This is a genomic window from Streptomyces sp. NPDC050564 (genome assembly GCF_044457265.1).
GTDB lineage: Bacteria > Actinomycetota > Actinomycetes > Streptomycetales > Streptomycetaceae > Streptomyces.
In genome coordinates this window covers 1-19,065 of the sequence record NZ_JBITGS010000026.1, presented here as the reverse complement: position 1 = coordinate 19,065, position 19,065 = coordinate 1, and the positions used below count along the sequence as shown (strand labels likewise).

Here is a 19,065-nt window from a genome sequence, read left to right as displayed (position 1 = left end):
GGTCCCTGTCTCCCACGGTTCCGGACCGCGTCCCTGAGACGTCCCTGAGTCGCGCCCCCTACTCAACCCTGAGAGGCTCCCCGACCTCGTGCATGTGGCGGAGGGCCTGCCGGTAGGAGTCGACGAGCCCGGTCTCCGTGTAGGGGATACCCAACTCCTGGCAGTGCGCGCGCACCAGGGGCTGGGCAAGGCGCAGATGGGGGCGGGGCATGCTGGGGAACAAATGGTGCTCGATCTGGTAGTTCAGGCCGCCGAGGAACCAATCCGTGAGAACTGCTCCGCGGACATTGCGCGAGGTGAGCACTTGGCGACGCAGATGTCCCCAGCGCTCGCCGTCCGGGTCGGGCATTTCCATGCCCTTGTGGTTCGGCGCGAAGGCCATGCCCAGATGCAGGCCGAACAGCGCCTGGTGGAGAGCGGCGAAGGCCAGGGCCTTGCCGAGCGGCATGGAGGTGAGCAGCAGCGTCGCGTAGGCGACGACGTGGGCCATCAGCAGCAGAGCCTCCACGGCCCGCTCACGCGGCGGCTGCCTGCGCAGGTCTTGGAAGCCATGGATCTTCAGGGCGACGCCTTCGAGGAGGGTGAGCGGGAAGAAGAGCCAGGCCTGGTTGCGGGTGAGCCAGCGCCGGAAGCCGGACCGGTCCTTGGCCTGCTCACTGGTGAACACCAGGACATCGGCGACGACGTCGGGGTCCTTGTCGATGTGGTTGGGGTTGGCGTGGTGGCGATTGTGCTTGTCGTTCCACCAGGAGTAGCTCATCCCCAGGAGCAGGTTGCCGTGGATCAGGCCGATCAGGCGGCCGACGGACTTGTTGCCGGTGATCTGGGAGTGGCCCGCGTCGTGGCCTATGAACGCCGTTCGGGCGGCGAGGACGGCGAACACCGGGGCGAGGAGCAGCGTCCACCAGGAGTTGCCGATCAGGGCGATGCCGGTCACGACTGCCCCCAGGGCCAGCGCGTTCGCGGCGATCTCGCGCGCGTACCAGCCGTGACGCCGCCTCAGGAGACCCCGGTCCTTGACCGTACGCAAGAGGGGCGCGAACTCGCTTCCTGGGGTCTGCCCGACGCTCGCCCCTGGAGGGTGTTCCGCGAGGACTGCGGCGGTCTGGGGCATGGCGGGTCTCCGGTCTCTCAGGCAACGGGCTGACCTGATGAAACGTACGAATCAGTGACCTTCGGCGACCATGGCGCCACCATCCGTGTCGGTACGGGGGTCTCCCGGCGCACGGCAGGGGTGCTGGCTACACCCCGCACGAGGTGCCCCACGTCGAATGGCCGGCCGTGCCCGCCTACCCTCCCGGGTGCTGTACCCTCGGCGACCCGGCCCCCAGTAGTCAAGTTTGAGGAATACGCCATCGCTGTGCAGAGGATTCCCGCGGCAACCCCCGCCGAGATCTCCGAACTGGCCCACTGCTGTGCCGTGTTCGTGCCCTCCGATCCCTCCCGTACCGGCAACGTCGCGTTCTGGCGCCCTGAAGGCGACTCCCCTCCCCCGGTGGCATCCGGGTCCGCCGAGGAGCTGACCGTCGTGCTGCCCGTGGACGAGGGCGTCGAGCTCGTGACCGTGCCCGCTGTGCTGCTTCCTGTACGGGCCGCTCTGCCGGTCCTCACGCGCGCGCGTGCCGTCGCACAGGTTCAGCGGGCGACCGCGTTCTGGGGCACGGCCGCCGTGCTCGCCCTCCAGTTCGCCGCGCGCGGACTGCTGCTGCCGGGGCTGTCGGCCGGTGACCACGACGTGTGGCGGGCGGGTCCGCTGCGCGCGGAGGATCTGGAGCGGATCCGTGAGCTGGCGGCCGCCATGCCGCCCGAGGCGCACGCGGTGCCGGTGGACGGCACCGAACCGCTGCGGCTACCGGAGCCCGAGCGGTTGCTGCGCGCCTTCCTGGACGCGGTCGCCGACGCGCTGCCCCGCTCACCCGCGGCTGCGCTCGCCACGGGCGGTCCGCCCTTCGCGGCGCCGGAGCCCCAGCACACGCCCGAGCAGCGCGCCTGGGCCGAAGATGTCGCCGCCGTGCACGACGCGGACGTACGGATCTCCCTACGCGTCGAGGTGCCGGGGCTGGCGTCGGCGGTGTCGGACGAGACGCGGCTGCCGTTCCGCGCGGTGCTGCAACTGCACAGCGCGAGCGATCCGGCCCTCGTCGCGGATGCCTCCGCGGTCTGGGCCGGATCCGCCGGCTTCGGCCCACGCGCGCGGAAGGACGCCTTGCTCGCGCTGCGCCGCGCGGCCCGGGCCTGGGCCCCGCTCGCTCCCCTGCTCTCGGCAGCCGTGCCGGACACCGTCGAGCTCGCCGACGAGGAAGTGGCCGAGCTCCTCGGCGAAGCCTCGCGCACGCTGGCTTTCGTCGGCGTCGACGTGTACTGGCCGACGGAGCTGGCACGGAAGTGGACGACCCGGGCGGTCATCGGCCCACCGGACGAGGGAGAGGGTCCGGGCAAGGTCACCTCGGACGCGCCCTCGTTCCTGTCGGCGGACGCGCTCCTCGCCTTCGACTGGTGGTTCGCGCTGGGCGACCAGCAACTCAACCGCCAGGAGTTGGACCAGCTGGCCGAGGCGAACCGGCCCATGGTGCGGCTGCGCGACCAATGGGTCCTCGTCGATCCGCGCGAGGTGCGCCGTGCCCAGGCGCAGCAGGACCGCAAGGTCACGCCCATCGACGCGCTGAGCGCCGCTCTGACGGGCTCCACGGAGGTCGACGGCCGCCGGGTCGACGTCCGTCCCACGGGATGGCTGGCGACCCTGCGGGAGCGGCTGGCGGACCCGGAGGGACAGGAGCCGGTCGGGCAGCCCGCCGCGCTCCGCGCGACGCTGCGGGACTACCAGGCGCGGGGCCTCAACTGGCTGGCCCGGATGACCTCTTTGGGACTGGGCGGCTGTTTGGCCGACGACATGGGCCTGGGCAAGACGATCACGCTGATCGCCCTGCATCTGCACCGGCAGACCGACGAGTCCGCCGCGGGCCCCACCCTCGTGGTCTGCCCGGCCTCCCTGATGGGCAACTGGCAGCGCGAGATCGAGAAATTCGCTCCCGGCACCCCCGTACGCCGTTTCCACGGCTCTCGGCGCGGACTGGAAAGTCTTGCCGACGGCGAGTTCGTGCTCACGACGTACGGCACGATGCGGCTCGACGCGTCGAGGCTCGACGAGGTGGCGTGGGGCATGGTGGTCGCGGACGAGGCCCAGCATGTGAAGAACCCCTACTCGGCGACGGCGCGGGCGCTGCGCACCATCGGCGCACGCGCGCGTGTGGCGCTCACCGGCACCCCGGTGGAGAACAACCTCTCCGAACTGTGGGCGATCCTCGACTGGACGACACCAGGTCTGCTCGGCAGCCTCGGCACGTTCCGCTCGCGCTACGCGCAAGCCGTCGAGGACGGCCAGGATCCCGCGGCGGCCGACCGGCTCGCCCAGCTCGTACGCCCCTTCCTGCTGCGCCGCCGCAAGTCGGACCCGGGCATCGCGCCCGAGCTGCCGCCGAAGACGGAGACCGACCGTGCCGTGGCCCTCACCAAGGAGCAGGCGGGTCTGTACGAGGCCATGGTGCGCGAGACTCTTGCGGAGATCTCGGGCGCGGACAGCATGGCGCGGCGCGGTCTGATCATGAAGCTGCTGACCGGGCTGAAGCAGATCTGCAACCACCCGGCCCAGTTCCTCAAGGAGGACCGGCCGAAGATCCCGGACAGGTCCGGGAAGCTGGAGCTGCTGGACGAACTGCTCGACACCATCCTCTCCGAGGGCGCGAGTGTTCTGGTCTTCACGCAGTACGTCCGGATGGCGCGCCTCATCGAGCGTCACCTGGCCGCGTGTGGTGTGTCGACGCAGTTCCTGCATGGAGGGACGCCCATCAACGAGCGCGAGGCGATGGTGCAGCGCTTCCAGGAGGGCGAGATCCCCGTCTTCCTGTTGTCGTTGAAGGCTGCGGGCACGGGACTGAACCTGACACGGGCCGAACACGTCGTGCACTACGACCGTTGGTGGAACCCGGCCGTCGAGGCACAGGCCACGGACCGCGCCTACCGCATCGGCCAGAGCCGGCCTGTCCAGGTGCACCGGCTCATCGCCGAGGGAACCATCGAGGACCGTATCGCCGACATGCTGCGACGCAAGCAGCAGTTGGCCGACTCCGTCCTGGGCGCCGGTGAGGCAGCGCTCACGGAGCTGACCGACGCGGAGCTGGCCGACCTGGTGGAGCTGCGAGGGGGCGCACGATGACGGATCGCAACGAGGAGCGTACGTTCGCCGCGCTGCCGCCCGCGCCCGGGCAGGGTTTCGCGCAGACGTGGTGGGGCCGAGCGTGGCTGAAGGCCTTGGAGGACGCGGCGTTGGACTCGGGGCAGGTGAAGACGGGCCGCAGGCTCGCGCGCGCCGGGGCGGTGGGCGCCGTGTCAGTGCGTCCGGGGCGCATCACGGCCGTCGTCCTGGACCGCGACCGCACCGCACACCGTGCGGATGTCCTGCTTCAGGAGCTGCCCGAGGAGCACTGGGACCGTTTCCTCGACATGGCCGCCGAGCGCGCCGGGCACATCGCGGCGCTGCTCGACCGCGACATGCCGCCGCATCTGGTCGAGGACGCGGCGGCGGCCGGAGTCGACCTCCTGCCGGGACTCGGCGATCTGGAGGCGGAGTGCGACTGTGGCGCCTGGGACCATTGTGGGCACACGGCCGCGCTCTGCTACCAGATGGCGCGGTTGCTGGACGAGGATCCGTTCGTCTTGCTATTGATGCGGGGGCGCGGCGAACGCCGCCTGCTGGACGAGCTCCAGGAACGCACCAGCGCGCCCGCGCGGGAGTCGCCGTTCACCGGCCGGGAAGGCGTGGACGCCGCTGAGGCGTACGCCGCCCAGAACATCCTGCCGCCGCTCCCGACCCTTCCGGAACTGCCCGACGAGCCCGGGCAGCCGCCCTCCCTGGACATGGAGACCATGCCCGCCCCAGGAGTCGACCCCACCGGCGTGGAGTTCCTCGCGGCCGCCGCCGCGGGCCAGGCGTTCCGGCTGCTCGCGGAGGCACTGGCTTCCGGACACGGACAGCGTGCGGTCGAGGCCGAGTTGACACTTGGCCAGGACGCGGTCCGGCTGGCAGCGGACGGCCCGGAGAAGGCGATCATCCAGCGCCTCGCCGAGGGGTCGGGACGCGATCGCGAGGAGCTGCAACTCGCCATACGTGCCTGGCGGTACGGGGGTGTGGCCGCGCTGTCCGTCCTCGAGGACGAGTGGGCCGTGGAGACGGAATCGCCGACACGCGCGCGTGCGGCTCTGGAGTCAGCCTGGGACGAGGACGAGCGGCCGCGGCTGCGCGCCGCAGGCAACCGCTGGACGACGGACGGCGCCTCCGCTCAGCTGCGTCTGGGGCGCGACGGCCGGTGGTGGCCGTATCACAAGGAGCGGGGCCGCTGGGCCCCGGCCGGACCGGCAGCGAAGGATCCGGCAACGGCACTCGCCACGGCGGAAGGAAACCCGATGAATGGTTGACGCCCGGAGTTCACCTGCAGGTCGCGCGATGTTCGATGCCGGGGCCAACTCTGGCCGCTGTCAGCGAACTTGCGCCCCAGGAGGCTCGATGTCCCCGCATGCTGTCGGCCGGCGCCGCGTCCACCGATCCGTCGCGGCGGGTGTGCCGCTCGCCGTGCTGGCCGCCTTCGTGGTGTCCGGCACCGCGAGTGCCGCGGGCGCCCCGTCGCAGTCGCGGGTGACCCGCACCGCGACGCTCGGCGACATCCCTCTGGGCGTGTTCAGCAACACACTGCTGCCCGGGACGGTGGCCGACGACCGGGGCGTGGACCTCGGGGGAATCGGCAGTGACATCTATCCGGCCGGGCGCAAGGGCGAGTTCTGGACGGTCACTGACCGCGGGCCGAATGGCCAGATCAAGGTGGACGGCAAGAAGCGGCGGACGTTCCCGGTGCCGGGCTTCGATCCGGCGATCGTGAAGATCAGGGTGTCCGGTGACACGGTGAAGGTGCTCGACGCGATCCCGATCACCACGTCCTCCGGGAAGCCCGTCAGCGGGCTGCCCAACCAGGCGGGGCGCGACGAAGCGCCGTACTCCTATGACGCCCAGACCCCCCTCACGTACGACGCGAACGGTGTGGACACCGAGGGCATCGTGCGGGCCCAGGACGGCACCTTCTGGCTCGTCGACGAGTACGGCCCTTCGCTGATCCATGTCTCCGCGCGAGGGAAGGTACTAACGCGCTACGTGCCCAAGGGGCTGAACCTGACGGGCACGGACTACCCGGTGGTCGAGGCACTGCCGGCCATCCTGCTGCACCGGAAGATCAACCGTGGTTTCGAAGGGCTCGCCCAACTCCCGGGCGGCGACCTGGTGATGGCTCTGCAGAGCCCGCTCCCGCTGCCCGACGGGGACGCGGGAGACGCCTCGCGCACGACGCGGCTGCTGCGCTTCTCGCCCAAGAAGCGGGCAGTGACGGACGAGTACGCGTACCGCTTCGACCCGGTGAACGTGGTCGATCCGAGCGAGGACGACACCTCCGAGTTGAAGATCTCCTCCGTGGTGGCCGTCGGCGGTGACCGGTTGCTCGTCGAGGAGCGCACCGACAAGGCCGCCCGCCTGCAACTGGTGAAGCTCACGCGTGACGCGGACATCCTCGGCGACGCGTGGGACACCGACACGACGTCGCCTTCCTTGGAACAGCTCGACGATCCGGCGACGGCCGGCGTCCCGGTGCTCCGCAAGCGCCTGGTCGTGGACCTGGGCACGGTCGGAGGGGTGCCCGGCAAGATCGAGGGCGTCGCTCGGGTGGACCACGACACGCTCGCCCTCATCAACGACAACGACTTCGGGATGACCGACGGGGCGGGCGCGTTCGACGCGCACGGCCGACTGGTGGACAGCGGGATCGAGACGACCGTCACGTACGTGCGGCTGCCGCACGGGATCTGACCTCGGACACTCTTCGTAGAGCACGCGCGCGTGGGCGATGAACGGCGGCCACGCGCGCGTGGCACTCACTTCAGGGGCTTCGTCAGCTTGTGGGTGCCCTTGCCGATGTCCGCCGCCAAACTGCAGGCAACATTGTCGATGCCGATCTTGTAGCCACTGGAGTCCGGGTACTGCACCAGGGTGCCGCGCACGGTGGCCGCAGGCTGCCTGGCCGCCTTGCGTTCCAGTGTCGATTCGCACAGCGCCGACGCGGCCTTCTTGAGGGCGGCGTCGGTCGAGTAACTGCCGTTGATTTCGGCCACCTTCACGACTTCGGCGTCGTGCGGCTTGGTGCACGAGCGCTTGGCGGCCTGCCCGGGCCGGCTGTCGAAGGTGTCGAAACAGTCACCCTTCTTCAGCATGTAGTACGGCACTTCGTCGTTCGCGAGGGTCGGGAAGAGCGATTGGAGGTCGCTCGGTACGACTCCGCTGGGCACCTCCGAGGGCAGTGTCGGCACGACGCTGGGCACCTCTGAAGGCAGGGAGGGCAGTTCGGACGGGATGCTCAGCGAGGGGCTGGGTGAGCGGCGCGTGCTCTCGGTGGGCGACTTCTTGTCCTGTTTGCCGTCGCCACCGAAGGCCACCACGGCCACGGCGACGATGGTTCCTACGGCCACGATCACGGCGAGCACGAGGTACAGGGGGTTGCGGCGCCGTCCTCCACCTCGATGGCCACCGGGCCCGCCGGGCGGTCCAGGAGGCGGCGGCTGCCAGCCGCCGCCGCCCTGTCCGGGGGGCAGGCCACCGCCCTGCGACGGCGGCCCGTACCCATCAGGAGGGGGACCGTAGCCGCCAGGAGACGGACCATAGCCGCCGGGGGGAGGTCCGTAGCCTCCGGACGGAAGGCCAAAACCACCACCTCCAGGAGGCGGCGTGTCTCCCGGCGGCCGAGGGGGCTGGGGCGGTACGGGCGGCATGGCCATACCATCAAGAGTCGCCTCGAACCGGTCATGACGCGACCCCCGCGCGGAAGTTGATACGGACTCATGCCATGGATCGCATGATTCCGGCGAATTCCGCGCAGAGATCCACAGAAGGAGAACGCGAGGACCGGACCCGCCGGAAAGCAGGTCCGGACCTCACCGATCCGCCGCAAGACAGGAAGGACCACACGAATCCGCCGGGCGGCAGGACCGCACCTCGCGCACCCGCAAGACGGCAGGTCCACACACCCCAGGGAACCCGATCAGCCCCGTGCACCCAGCAGGTGGTCCATCGCCAGCTGGTCCAGACGCTCGAAGGCCATCCCGCGCGCGGCGGCCGCCTCCACATCGAAGTCCTCGAAGGCCGCGCGGTCGGCGAGCAGCCCCTCCAGACCGTCCGCCGCGGTGGGCTGCGCCAGCTCGTCCAGGCGCGAGGCGCGCAGCGCCTCCTGGACCTCGGGGTCGGCGCGGAAGGCCGCGGAACGCTCGCGCAGAATCAGGTAGTTACGCATGCAGCCGGCGGCCGACGCCCAGACTCCGTCGAAGTCCTCGGTGCGCGGCGGCTTGAAGTCGAAGTGCTTCGGCCCCTCGTAGCCGGCGCTCTCCAAGAGGTCGACCAGCCAGAACGCGGAGCGCAGATCGCCCGCACCGAAGCGCAGGTCCTGGTCGTACTTGATGCCGGACTGGCCGTTGAGGTCGATGTGGAAGAGCTTGCCCGCCCACAGCGCCTGCGCGATGCCGTGCGGGAAGTTCAGCCCGGCCATCTGCTCGTGGCCGACCTCGGGGTTGACGCCGTACAGCTCCGGGCGCTCCAGGCGCTCGATGAACGCGAGAGCGTGGCCGACGGTGGGCAGCAGGATGTCGCCGCGCGGCTCGTTCGGCTTCGGCTCGATCGCGAACTTCAGGTCGTAGCCCTGGGAGGTCACGTACTCGCCGAGAAGGTCGAAGGCCTCCTTCATACGGTCGAGGGCCACGCGTACATCCTTGGCGGCGCCCGACTCGGCACCCTCCCGGCCACCCCAGGCGACGTACGTCTGGGCGCCCAGCTCGACCGCCAGGTCGATGTTGCGGATCGTCTTGCGCAACGCGTAGCGGCGGACGTCGCGGTCGTTGGCGGTGAACGCGCCGTCCTTGAAGACGGGGTGCGTGAACAGGTTGGTGGTGGCCATCGGCACCTTCAGACCCGTCGCGTCCAGGGCCTGCCTGAACCGCTTGACGTGCGACTCGCGCTCGCTGTCCGAGGATCCGAAGGGGATCAGGTCGTCGTCGTGGAAGGTCACTCCGTAGGCACCGAGCTCGGCCAGGCGCTGCACCGATTCGACCGGGTCCAGGGCGCGCCGGGTGGCGTCGCCGAACGGGTCCCTTCCCTGCCAGCCGACGGTCCACAGGCCGAAGGTGAACCTGTCCTCGGGGGTGGGCTGGTAGTTCATGCCGCGGCTCCTTGCTAGCTCCGACTATTTCGTCATGGCGGTTAACAAATTAGTATGCGAAGGCATCTCTGGGAAGAGACGAAGTGTGAAACCCGGGTCACGCTGGTCCTGGGTACCTCAAGAACAGGCCGATCCCGCGGAGCCGCGGAGAGGGAGAGCCCGATGTCAGCAGCCGAGGGTCCGCTCGTCGTCGGGGTGGACACATCCACCCAGTCCACCAAGGCCCTGGTCGTCGACGCGTCGACCGGCCAGGTGGTGGCGAGCGGACAGGCGCCGCACACCGTCTCCACCGGGGCAGGCCGCGAGAGCGACCCGCGGCAGTGGTGGGACGCGCTCTGCGAGGCCCTGCACCAGTGCGGGGAGGCGGCACACGAGGCCGCTGCGGTGTCGATCGGCGGCCAGCAGCACGGGCTCGTCACGCTCGACGCCCAGGGCGATCCCGTACGCCCCGCCCTGCTGTGGAACGACGTACGCTCGGCGCCACAGGCACGTCGGCTCGTCGAGGAGCTGGGCGGCCCGAAGGCCTGGGCCGAACGGACCGGCAGTGTGCCCGGTCCGTCGTTCACGGTCACGAAGTGGGCCTGGCTGGCCGAGCACGAGCCGGACGCCGTCCGTGCGACCGCGGCCGTACGACTCCCCCACGATTACCTCACCGGACGTCTCACCGGACAGGGCACGACCGACCGGGGCGATGTCTCCGGTACGGGCTGGTGGGCGTCCGCGACCGAGACCTACGACGAAGAGGTTCTCGCCCACGTCGGCCTCGACCCGGCGCTGCTCCCGCGCATCGTCCGACCCGGTGAGGTGGCCGGAACCGTACATGCCGGCCATGAGCTGCCGTTCTCCAGGGGCACACTGGTCGCCGCGGGCACCGGCGACAACGCGGCCGCCGCGCTCGGCCTCGGGCTGCGCACCGGCACCCCGGTCTTGAGTCTCGGCACCTCCGGCACGGTGTACGCCGTCTCGACGCGCCGCCCCGCCGACCCGAGCGGCACCGTGGCGGGCTTCGCCGACGCGCGCGGCGACTGGCTCCCGCTGGCCTGCACCCTGAACTGCACCCTGGCCGTCGACCGAGTCGCCGCGCTGCTGGGCCTGGACCGTGAGGCCGTCGAGCCGGGCGCGGGCGTGACGCTGCTCCCCTACCTGGACGGTGAGCGCACGCCGAACCTGCCGCACGCCTCCGGACTGCTGCATGGACTCCGGCACGACACGACGGGTGGGCAGCTGCTCCAGGCGGCGTACGACGGCGCGGTCCACTCGCTGCTGGGCGCGCTCGACCTGGTGCTCGACGAGGACGCCGACCGCTCCGCTCCGCTGCTGCTGATCGGCGGCGGCGCCCGGGGAACGGCCTGGCAGGAGACGGTTCGCCGGCTGTCGGGACGGCCCGTTCAGGTGCCCGAGGCCAAGGAACTGGTCGCGCTGGGAGCCGCCGCGCAGGCCGCGGGCCTGCTGACGGGCGAGGACCCGGCCGCCGTCGCCCGGCGCTGGAACACCGCCCGCGGGCCCGTGCTCGACGCCGTGGAGCGGGACGAGGAGACGCTCGCGAGGATCACCGGGGTACTCTCCGACGCGGCCCCGCTGCTGGAGCGGGAGCCGCACCGGAACTGACCGGACACCGACAAGGACCGCCCCGAGGGGACCGTCCGGACGAGGACTGACGGAGGCATGACCGCACCGCTGCACGAGGTTCACCCGACTGATTCCGGCCGTCGGCTGCCCGACACCCAGCAGGGCATGCGTCGCCGCAACCTCTCCCGGGTGATGCACACCGTCAACGCCGAGGGGCCGCTGTCGCGCGCCGCCGTCGCCTCGCGCATCGGCCTGACGCGAGCGGCCGTGTCGACGCTGGTGGACGAGCTGATCCGCTCGGGACTCCTCGAAGAGCTGGGCCCCGAGCGGCCCGGCCGGGTGGGGCGGCCGGGCTCGGCCCTCGCCGTCAGCGGGCAAGGTCCCGCGGGAATCGGGGCGGAGGTGGGCGTCGACCATCTCGCGGTGTGTGCGGTCGATCTGCGGGGCGAGGTACGTGCCCGGGCCGTGCGGCACGGCACGAACCGCGGGCGGCCGCCCGAGCCGGTGATCCAGGAACTGGCGACGCTGATACGTCAGGTGATCGCCGAGGCGGAGCGGGAGGGGCTGTGGCCCGCGGGCCTCGCGGTGGCCGTGCCCGGTCTGGTGGCCCGCGATGCCCGAACCGTGGTCCGCGCCCCCAATCTCGACTGGCACGACACGGACCTGGGCACGCTACTGCCCGGCGAGCTGCCGCTGACCGTGGACAACGAGGCCAACTTCGGTGGTCTCGCGGAATTCTGGCTGGGCGAGGCGACTCCACGAGACTTTCTGCATGTGTCGGCGGAGATCGGCATCGGCGCGGCGGTGCTTGTGGACGGTCGGCTGCTGCGCGGAACGCGCGGCTTCGCGGGCGAGTTGGGGCATGTGCCGATCCACCCCGAAGGGCCGGAGTGCCCGTGCGGTGGACGCGGGTGTCTCGAACAGTACGCGGGGGAGGAAGCCGTCCTGCGTGCGGCCGGTCTGGAGCCGGGCGAGGACCGCGTCGGGCTGCTGGCCGAGCGCGCCTCCCACGGCGACACGGAGGTAAGGCGTGCCCTGCGCGAGGCCGGAACAGCGCTCGGCATCGCGCTGACCGGGGCGGTCAATCTGCTGGACCCGGAGACCGTCGTGCTGGGGGGAGCGCTGTCCGGTCTCGCGCCATGGCTGCTGCCGTCGCTGGAAGACGAGTTGGCGCGGCGCACAGCGGGTCCTGCCTGTGCCGTGTCCGTCTCGCGGCTCGGTCCCGAGGGACCATTGCTGGGCGCGGCACACTCGGTGGTGCGGGCAGTGCTCGACGATCCGGCCGTAGTGGCGGGCCGGGCGTAGCGAGCAGGTGGGCGGGCGCAGCCGACAGGCGAGCGCAGCCGACAGGCGAGCGCAGCCGACAGGCGAGCGCAGCCGACAGGCGAAGAGGGCGGCGTACGTCGAGAGGCGTGAGACGCCCCGCCCGGCACCAATTCCCTCTTTCGGGTGGCCGAGTTGTCCACAGTCCCGGGCCTGTCCACCGACTCACGCCTCGCTCTTCCTGCCCAACCGGCAAGCGCCGTACCGTAATTCACGCGAGGCGCAGCCGTCGGACGGCTGGCTGCGTGTCCGGGCGAATCGGGGGGTTCACATGTCGGGGGAGACGGTTCCAGGACTGCGGCGTGAGGCGATCGGGCTGCGAGAGGTGCTCTTCCAGAGCATCACGGCCATGGCGCCGGCGGCGGCGGTCGCCGCGTCCATTCCGTCGGGCGCGGCCTTCGCGGGCGGCAGTCTGCCGCTGTCCGTGCTCATCGCTCTGGTGGCGTGCCTGTTCACCGCGTCGTGCGTGGCCGAGCTGGCACGGCAGTTGCCCGCCGCGGGATCGGTGGCCACGTACGCGGCACAGGGGCTCCACCCGGCCGTCGGATTCCTCGTGGGCTGGGGCTATGTGTTCGTCGAGGCGCTCGTGCCTCCGCTGCTGCTCCTGCAGCTCGGGTTCACCACGGCGGGCACGCTGCACCAGGAGTGGTCCTCGTATCCGGGCGACCTGTGGTGGCCCTGGTCGCTCGCGGGCGCGGCGGTGATCGCGGCGGCCGGGTACTTCGGAGTGCGCGCCTCGGCCCGCTTCGGAACCGTCCTGGGAGTGTTCGAGGTGCTGGTCTTCGTAGTCTTCGCCGTATGGCTGATCGTCAAAGCGGGCGGTGACAACACATTGTCGGTGTTCGGCACCTCGCACACGGCCGAGGGATGCCAAGGCATCAGCGGCGTGTTCGCGGGATCGGTGTACACCGTGCTCGCCTTCGCCGGGTTCGAGGCGGCGGCACCGCTCGCGGAGGAGACCAAGGACCCGCGCCGCACGATGCACCGCGCCGTCCTCGGCGCGGCACTCGCGATCGGCCTCGTCTACGTCCTGACGACCTACGCCATGGCGGTGTACTTCGGACCCGACCGCTTCGCCGGGTTCGGAGCGTCCGGCGCCGCGTCCTGGGAGGGCGTGGCCCGTGCTTCGTTCGGCCTGTTCTGGGTGCTTGTGTTCCTCGCGGTGGTCAACTCGACGATCGCCAACGCCAACGCCTGCGCCAACGTCTCCACGCGAACTGCCTTCGCCCTGGGGCGGATCCGGGTGTTCCCGCAGCTCTTCGCGCGCGTGCACCCCAGGCATCGCTCCCCCGTGGCCGGAATCGCCGTGCAGTGCGCCGTGGCGCTCGCGGCCATGCTGGGGCTCGGCTTCTCCTACGACCCCGTGACCGCCTTCCTGCTGCTCGCCACAGTGATCGTCACGGTCGTGATCGGCGTGTACATCGTGGTGAACCTCGCCTGTGCGGGCTACTTCCTGCGCCGCAGGCGGGACTTGTTCAAACCGGTGCGGCATCTGCTGTTCCCGCTGCTCGGCATCGTCGCCTTCGTCCCCGCGCTGCTGACTGCGGCGGGCCTGCCGGTCTTCGACTTCGTGTCCGAGCTGACCGCGCCCGTGTCATACGCGGGTCCGGTCGTCGGTGCCTGGATGATCGCGGGGGTCGTGGTATTGATCTTCCTGCTGCGCCGTCACCCCGGGCGCATAGCCGAGACCGCCCGTGTCCATTTCGACGAGTCCCCCACCCCCGAGCCCCGACAGAGCGGAGCTGTGCAGTCATGAGCGACCCCCGGATCCTGACCGTGCGCCCCGCACCGGGCGAGTACGCGTGGACGTTCGGCGGCGCGCCGCCCGTGGCGCGTATCGCGCCCGGCACGGTCCTTGATCTCTACACCGAGGACTGCTTCGCCGGACGGGTGCGCTCCGAGAAGGACATGGTGTCCGAGGTGTGCGAGTTTCCGTTCCTCAACCCGCAGACGGGACCCTTCCACGTGGAGGGGGCAGAGCCGGGCGACACGGTGGCGATCCACTTCGTCTCGATCGAACCGGCCCGCGACTGGGCGGCATCGACGACGGTTCCCCTCTTCGGCGCCCTCACATCCACGCACACCACGGCCACGCTGCAGCCGCCGCTGCCGGAGACCGTGTGGATCTGGCAGCTCGACCGGGAGCGGGGTACCGCGCTGTTCAGCGCACGTGACAGTGACATCCGGATCGAGCTGCCGATGGATCCGATGCACGGAACCGTCGGAGTGGCGCCCGCGAACCTGGAGGTTCGCTCCGCGCTGGTGCCCGACGCGCACGGCGGGAACATGGACACTCCGGAGATGCGGGCCGGCGTGACCTGTTACCTCGGAGTCAACGTCGAGGGCGCCCTGCTGAGCCTCGGTGACGGGCACGCACGACAGGGCGAGGGCGAGACCTGTGGAGTCGCCGTCGAGTGCGCGATGAACACAGTGGTGATCGTCGAACTGCTCAAGGGAGTGGCCACCCCCTGGCCGCGCATCGAGTCCGACACGCACATCATCTCGACCGGCTCGGCACGCCCCTTGGAGGACGCGTTCCGGATATCCCAGCTCGACCTGGTGCAGTGGCTGGTGCGTGACTACGGGTTCAGCGAATTGGACGCGTACCAGTTCGCGACCCAGGCGGTCGAGTCGCCGCTCGCCAACGTCTGCGACACCAACTACACATGCGTCGCCAAGCTCCGCAAGGAATGGCTGCCCGCGCGGGAGACGCATCGCGGACTGCACGCACAGCTGCGCGACACAGCAGCGGTACTCCGACGCTGAGCCGAGCGTCGCCACCCCCCACCATCGAAAGGCAGACACTCCATGGAACGGGCCAGATCGTTCCCGAGCCGGCGGCGGTTGCTGAAAGGCGCAGCCCTCGCCGCCCTCCCCTACGCGTTACTTCCCGACACCCGGGCCAGTGCACAGGCTGCGGCGGTGGACTATCCGGGCGCCGAATGGGCACAGGCGAGCATGTCCAACTACACGGCGTCCGACCGGCCGACGGCCTATCCGCTCGACTACGTGATCATTCATGTCACCCAGGCGACCTACTCCGACACCGTGTCCATTTTCCAGAACCCGCAGAAGAAGGTGTCCGCCCACTACCTCCTGCGATCGGCCGACGGACATGTCGCGCAGTGCGTCAGAGAGCACGACATCGCCTGGCACGCGGGGAACTGGGACTACAACACGCGCAGCGTCGGCATCGAGCACGAGGGCTGGGTGGACCGGCCCGCCTACTTCACCAACGCCCTGTACGAGGAGTCGGCCAAGCTCACCGCCGCGATCTGCACCACGTACGGCATCCCCAAGGACCGCGCCCATATCATCGGGCACTACGAGGTGCCGGGCACCGACCACACCGACCCGGGGCCCAACTGGGACTGGACCCGCTACATAAGGCTCGTCAACTTCGCCTGATCCAAGGGGTCGAAGAGCCCTCGATGGTGTCCGGAAGGCGACGGTGATGTGGGCAGCGGGTACGGAGCACGGTCACACAGCTTGTCCGCGCCCGCACCAGAAGTGACGATGGTCCCAGCGCATCGCCTTCCGGGAGGCCGAATTGACCGATCCATGGGTGGCCCTGGAACCGGGGTCCGATCCCGTCGAGCGGGTTCGGATCCTGCGTCGCGCCCACGAGACGTTCACCGAGGCGGGCACGGTGCCGCGGCCCGTCCGGTCCGTGGTGGCCGACTCGTGGCGACGTTCGGCGCGAGCCGGTGTCGTTCCGGACGGCACGGCGAGCGTGGAGCTCACGGACGGAGATCTCGGCTCGTACCGGGCGGAGCATCCGCTGGCCCGGGTGATGCCACTGTTCCGGGAACTCATGGGGACCTTCGCGGCGGACGGAGAGCACCTCCTGGCGGTGTGCGACGCGCAGGGACGGCTGCTGTGGGTCGAGGGCCATCCGGCGACACGGCGGCAGGCGGGGCGGATGAACTTCGTGCCGGGTGCGCGGTGGTCGGAGACGGCGGTCGGTACGAACGCGCCGGGTACGGCCGTTGCCGTCGACCGGCCGGTGCAGGTGTTCGCGGCGGAGCACTTCATCCGGCGCGTCCAGCCCTGGACGTGCGCGGCGGCGCCCGTGCACGATCCGCGCACCGGGCGGGTGCTCGGCGCGGTGGACATCACCGGTGGGGACGGGCTCGCGCATCCGCACAGTCTCGGTTTCGTCCAGGCGGTGGCGCGCGCGGCGGAGTCCCAGCTGGCGTTGCTCACACCGCCGACGGCCATGGCCGACACCGTGGAACTGACCGTGCTGGGCCGCGACGAGGCGCAACTGCTCGCGGGAGGCCAAAAGATCCGGCTGAGCCGCAGGCACAGCGAGATCCTGGTGCTGCTGGCCCGGCACCCGGAAGGTCTGACGGGCGACGAGTTGTTGTGCGCGTTGTACGAGGACGAGTCGGTGACGCCGGTGACGCTGCGCGCGGAACTGGCGCGGCTGCGCCGGGTCCTTGGTCCAGGCCTGCTGGGTTCGCGCCCCTATCGGCTGACGGCGCCGGTCGAGTCCGATGTCGCGGTGGTGGAGCGGCGGCTCGGCACCGGGGCGGTCACCGCGGCCGCGGGGGCGTACGCCGGGCCGCTGCTGCCGGGTTCGGGTGCCCCGGCGGTGGTGCGGCTGCGGCACAGGCTCGCCGACGGACTGCGTACGGCGCTCATCGCCCGCCGTGACCCCGACCTGCTGGCCGACTGGGCCCGCGCACCGTGGGGCGAGGACGACCTCGACGTATGGCGGGCGCTGGCGGCGGTGCGGCCTACGGCGGCCGTGCGGGCGCGTCTGGAGGCGTTGGAGTCCGAGCTGTCGGCGCCTCCGGGTCTGCTGCATCGCGCACCGCGCGGGCGGGAGCGACCGGCGCGACACTGACGGACGCGGCCGAAGCCCCCGTCCACGCGAGCGAAAGGGTGCCGCGCAACGTCCATGCAACGTCCGGGTTCCTAGCCTCGCGGCGAGAGCTGCCCAACGGCGGGCAGCGCTTCTCCGGGAGGCAGACCAGCATGACCCGTTACGCGGCGCCCGGCACCGAGGGCGCGATCGTCTCCTACCAGGCGCGCTATGACCACTTCATCGGCGGAGAGTACGTACCGCCGGCTCGCGGACAGTACTTCGAGAACCCGAGTCCGGTGAACGGGCAGCCGTTCACGGAGGTCGCGCGGGGCACCGCCGAGGACGTGGAGCGCGCGCTGGACGCGGCGCACGCGGCGGCGCCCGGCTGGGGGCGGACGTCCGTGACCGCTCGCGCCGACATCCTGCTCAAGATCGCCGATCGGATGGAGGCGAACCTGGAGAAGCTGGCCGTCGCAGAAAGCTGGGAGAACGGCAAGCCGGTGCGCGAGACCCTGGCGGCCGACATCCCGCTCGCGATCGACCACTTCCGCTACTTCGCGGGCGCGATCCGTGCCCAGGAGGGCTCGCTCGGCGAGGTCGACGACGACACGGTCGCGTACCACTTCCACGAGCCGCTCGGTGTGGTCGCGCAGATCATTCCGTGGAACTTCCCCATCCTGATGGCGGTCTGGAAGCTCGCCCCGGCGCTGGCCGCGGGCAATGCGGTCGTCATCAAGCCCGCCGAGCAGACCCCCGCCTCGATCCACTACTGGATGAGCCTGATCGCGGATCTGCTGCCCCCGGGCGTGGTGAACATCGTCAACGGCTTCGGCGTGGAGGCGGGAAAGCCCCTCGCGTCGAGCCCCCGGGTGGCGAAGGTCGCGTTCACGGGCGAGACCACGACGGGGCGGCTGATCATGCAGTACGCCTCGGAGAACATCAAGCCGGTCACGCTGGAGCTCGGCGGCAAGTCTCCGAACATCTTCTTCGACGATGTGTGGGCGACCGACGACGACTTCCGCGACAAGGCGCTGGAAGGCTTCACGATGTTCGCGCTGAACCAGGGCGAGGTGTGCACCTGCCCGTCCCGCGCGCTGATCCAGCGCGGCCACTACCGCGAATTCCTCGAAGCGGCGGTCGCCCGCACCGAACTCATCAAGCCCGGTCATCCCCTCGACACCGACACGATGATCGGCGCCCAGGCCTCCAACGACCAGCTGGAGAAGATTCTCTCCTACCTGGACATCGGTCGGCAGGAAGGTGCCAAGGTCCTCACCGGCGGTGAACGCATCGAGCACGACGGGGAGTTGAAGGGCGGTTACTACGTCCAGCCGACGATCTTCGAGGGGGACAACCGCATGCGGATCTTCCAGGAGGAGATCTTCGGTCCGGTCGTCTCAGTGACGTCATTCGACGACTTCGACGACGCCATCAAGGTCGCCAACGACACGCTGTACGGGCTCGGGGCGGGCGTGTGGACGCGGGACATCAACACCGCCTACCGGGCGGGCCGCGCGATCCAGGCCGGCCGCGTCTGGACAAACTGTTACCACGCGTACCCGGCGCACGCCGCGTTCGGCGGATACAAGCAGTCCGGCATCGGCCGCGAAACCCACAAGATGATGCTGGAGCACTACCAGCAGACCAAGAACGTTCTAGTTTCATACAGTCCCAAGAAACTTGGGTTCTTCTAGAGCCTCAAGTCGGCTGCCTGGAGGCGCCGTTACGCTCCAGGCAGTCCGCCACCGGAGTCACTCTGGGTAAGCAACAGGTTGCCTCAGGTCGATGGTCGACCTGCACGAGGACTGTCCCCGGACCAGTCACGGACCAGACTCCCGCCCAGGGTGAGGCAGGCGACAACCCTCTGACACGTGTGGTGGCACGACCTAGCGGGACCGCTCAGGCTCTGCAGCACGCTCCGCGGGCGCGGGAACACGCTTCGAGCCCGACCGCTTTCATCACATGGTCCTGAGGTTCCCCCGAGATGCGGAGTGTGTTGACAGAGGGTCAGATGGGACTCATGAGAGGAACATCGACCATGGCTGCTCCCAGGAAGTACTCGCT

General features: G+C 70.4%; 13 protein-coding genes. 10 read left to right on the top strand and 3 right to left on the bottom strand.

The features are described 5' to 3' along the window. Positions 1–58 precede the first annotated feature (58 nt). Positions 59–1,114, bottom strand: coding sequence for a fatty acid desaturase family protein (locus tag ACIBK0_RS34150; protein ID WP_399088411.1), 1,056 nt, complete (start codon positions 1,112–1,114; stop codon positions 59–61). Positions 1,115–1,360: 246 nt separating this feature from the next. Here ACIBK0_RS34150 and ACIBK0_RS34145 point away from each other — a divergent pair, with 246 nt between their 5' ends. From ACIBK0_RS34145 to ACIBK0_RS34135, 3 genes are all read left to right on the top strand, one after another. After that, positions 1,361–4,213 carry an SNF2-related protein gene (locus ACIBK0_RS34145; RefSeq protein ID WP_399088409.1) on the top strand — a complete coding sequence of 951 codons (2,853 nt, stop codon included), beginning with the start codon at positions 1,361–1,363 and terminating at the stop codon, positions 4,211–4,213. Continuing rightward, positions 4,210–5,472 (top strand): SWF or SNF family helicase, encoded by a 1,263-nt coding sequence (locus ACIBK0_RS34140; protein WP_399088407.1) that lies wholly within the window; start codon positions 4,210–4,212, stop codon positions 5,470–5,472. Before ACIBK0_RS34145 ends, ACIBK0_RS34140 begins: the two co-directional genes overlap by 4 nt. 88 nt (positions 5,473–5,560) lie before the next feature. Then, on the top strand, positions 5,561–6,904 hold the full coding sequence (locus ACIBK0_RS34135; RefSeq protein WP_399088405.1) for an esterase-like activity of phytase family protein: 1,344 nt from the start codon (positions 5,561–5,563) through the stop codon (positions 6,902–6,904). 65 nt (positions 6,905–6,969) lie between these two features. Here the strand turns inward: ACIBK0_RS34135 and ACIBK0_RS34130 are convergent, their stop codons facing one another. Together ACIBK0_RS34130 and xylA are read right to left on the bottom strand one after the other, a co-directional pair. After that, positions 6,970–7,575, bottom strand: coding sequence for a hypothetical protein (locus tag ACIBK0_RS34130; protein ID WP_399088403.1), 606 nt, complete (start codon positions 7,573–7,575; stop codon positions 6,970–6,972). 554 nt (positions 7,576–8,129) lie between these two features. Then, the gene (gene xylA, locus ACIBK0_RS34125; RefSeq protein WP_399088401.1) at positions 8,130–9,296 is read right to left on the bottom strand and encodes a xylose isomerase; all 1,167 of its coding nucleotides are present in this window, start codon (positions 9,294–9,296) and stop codon (positions 8,130–8,132) included. A 162-nt stretch (positions 9,297–9,458) separates the two neighbouring features. Between xylA and xylB the strand changes: the two genes are divergently transcribed. The 7 genes from xylB to adh all read left to right on the top strand — a co-directional run bounded on the left by xylB (position 9,459) and on the right by adh (position 18,695). Continuing rightward, the gene (gene xylB / locus ACIBK0_RS34120) at positions 9,459–10,904 is read left to right on the top strand and encodes a xylulokinase (RefSeq protein ID WP_399088399.1); all 1,446 of its coding nucleotides are present in this window, start codon (positions 9,459–9,461) and stop codon (positions 10,902–10,904) included. A gap of 57 nt (positions 10,905–10,961) precedes the next feature. Beyond that, positions 10,962–12,170 (top strand): ROK family protein, encoded by a 1,209-nt coding sequence (locus ACIBK0_RS34115; protein WP_399088397.1) that lies wholly within the window; start codon positions 10,962–10,964, stop codon positions 12,168–12,170. Between the two features lie 289 nt (positions 12,171–12,459). Continuing rightward, positions 12,460–13,944, top strand: a complete 1,485-nt coding sequence (locus tag ACIBK0_RS34110) for an APC family permease (RefSeq protein WP_399088395.1) — start codon at positions 12,460–12,462, stop codon at positions 13,942–13,944. After that, entirely contained in the window at positions 13,941–14,954 is a 1,014-nt protein-coding gene (locus ACIBK0_RS34105) for an acetamidase/formamidase family protein (RefSeq protein ID WP_399088393.1), read from the top strand. The genes ACIBK0_RS34110 and ACIBK0_RS34105 overlap by 4 nt, the downstream gene beginning before the upstream one ends. A 42-nt stretch (positions 14,955–14,996) precedes the next feature. Next, a complete protein-coding gene (locus tag ACIBK0_RS34100) occupies positions 14,997–15,596 on the top strand; it encodes an N-acetylmuramoyl-L-alanine amidase (RefSeq protein WP_399088391.1) in 600 nt (199 codons plus the stop codon). 142 nt (positions 15,597–15,738) lie between these two features. Then, complete coding sequence (locus tag ACIBK0_RS34095) at positions 15,739–17,040, top strand: GAF domain-containing protein (protein WP_399088389.1); 1,302 nt, start codon at positions 15,739–15,741, stop codon at positions 17,038–17,040. A 131-nt stretch (positions 17,041–17,171) separates the two neighbouring features. Then, complete coding sequence (gene adh, locus ACIBK0_RS34090; protein ID WP_399088387.1) at positions 17,172–18,695, top strand: aldehyde dehydrogenase; 1,524 nt, start codon at positions 17,172–17,174, stop codon at positions 18,693–18,695. The last annotated feature ends 370 nt before the right edge of the window (positions 18,696–19,065 follow it).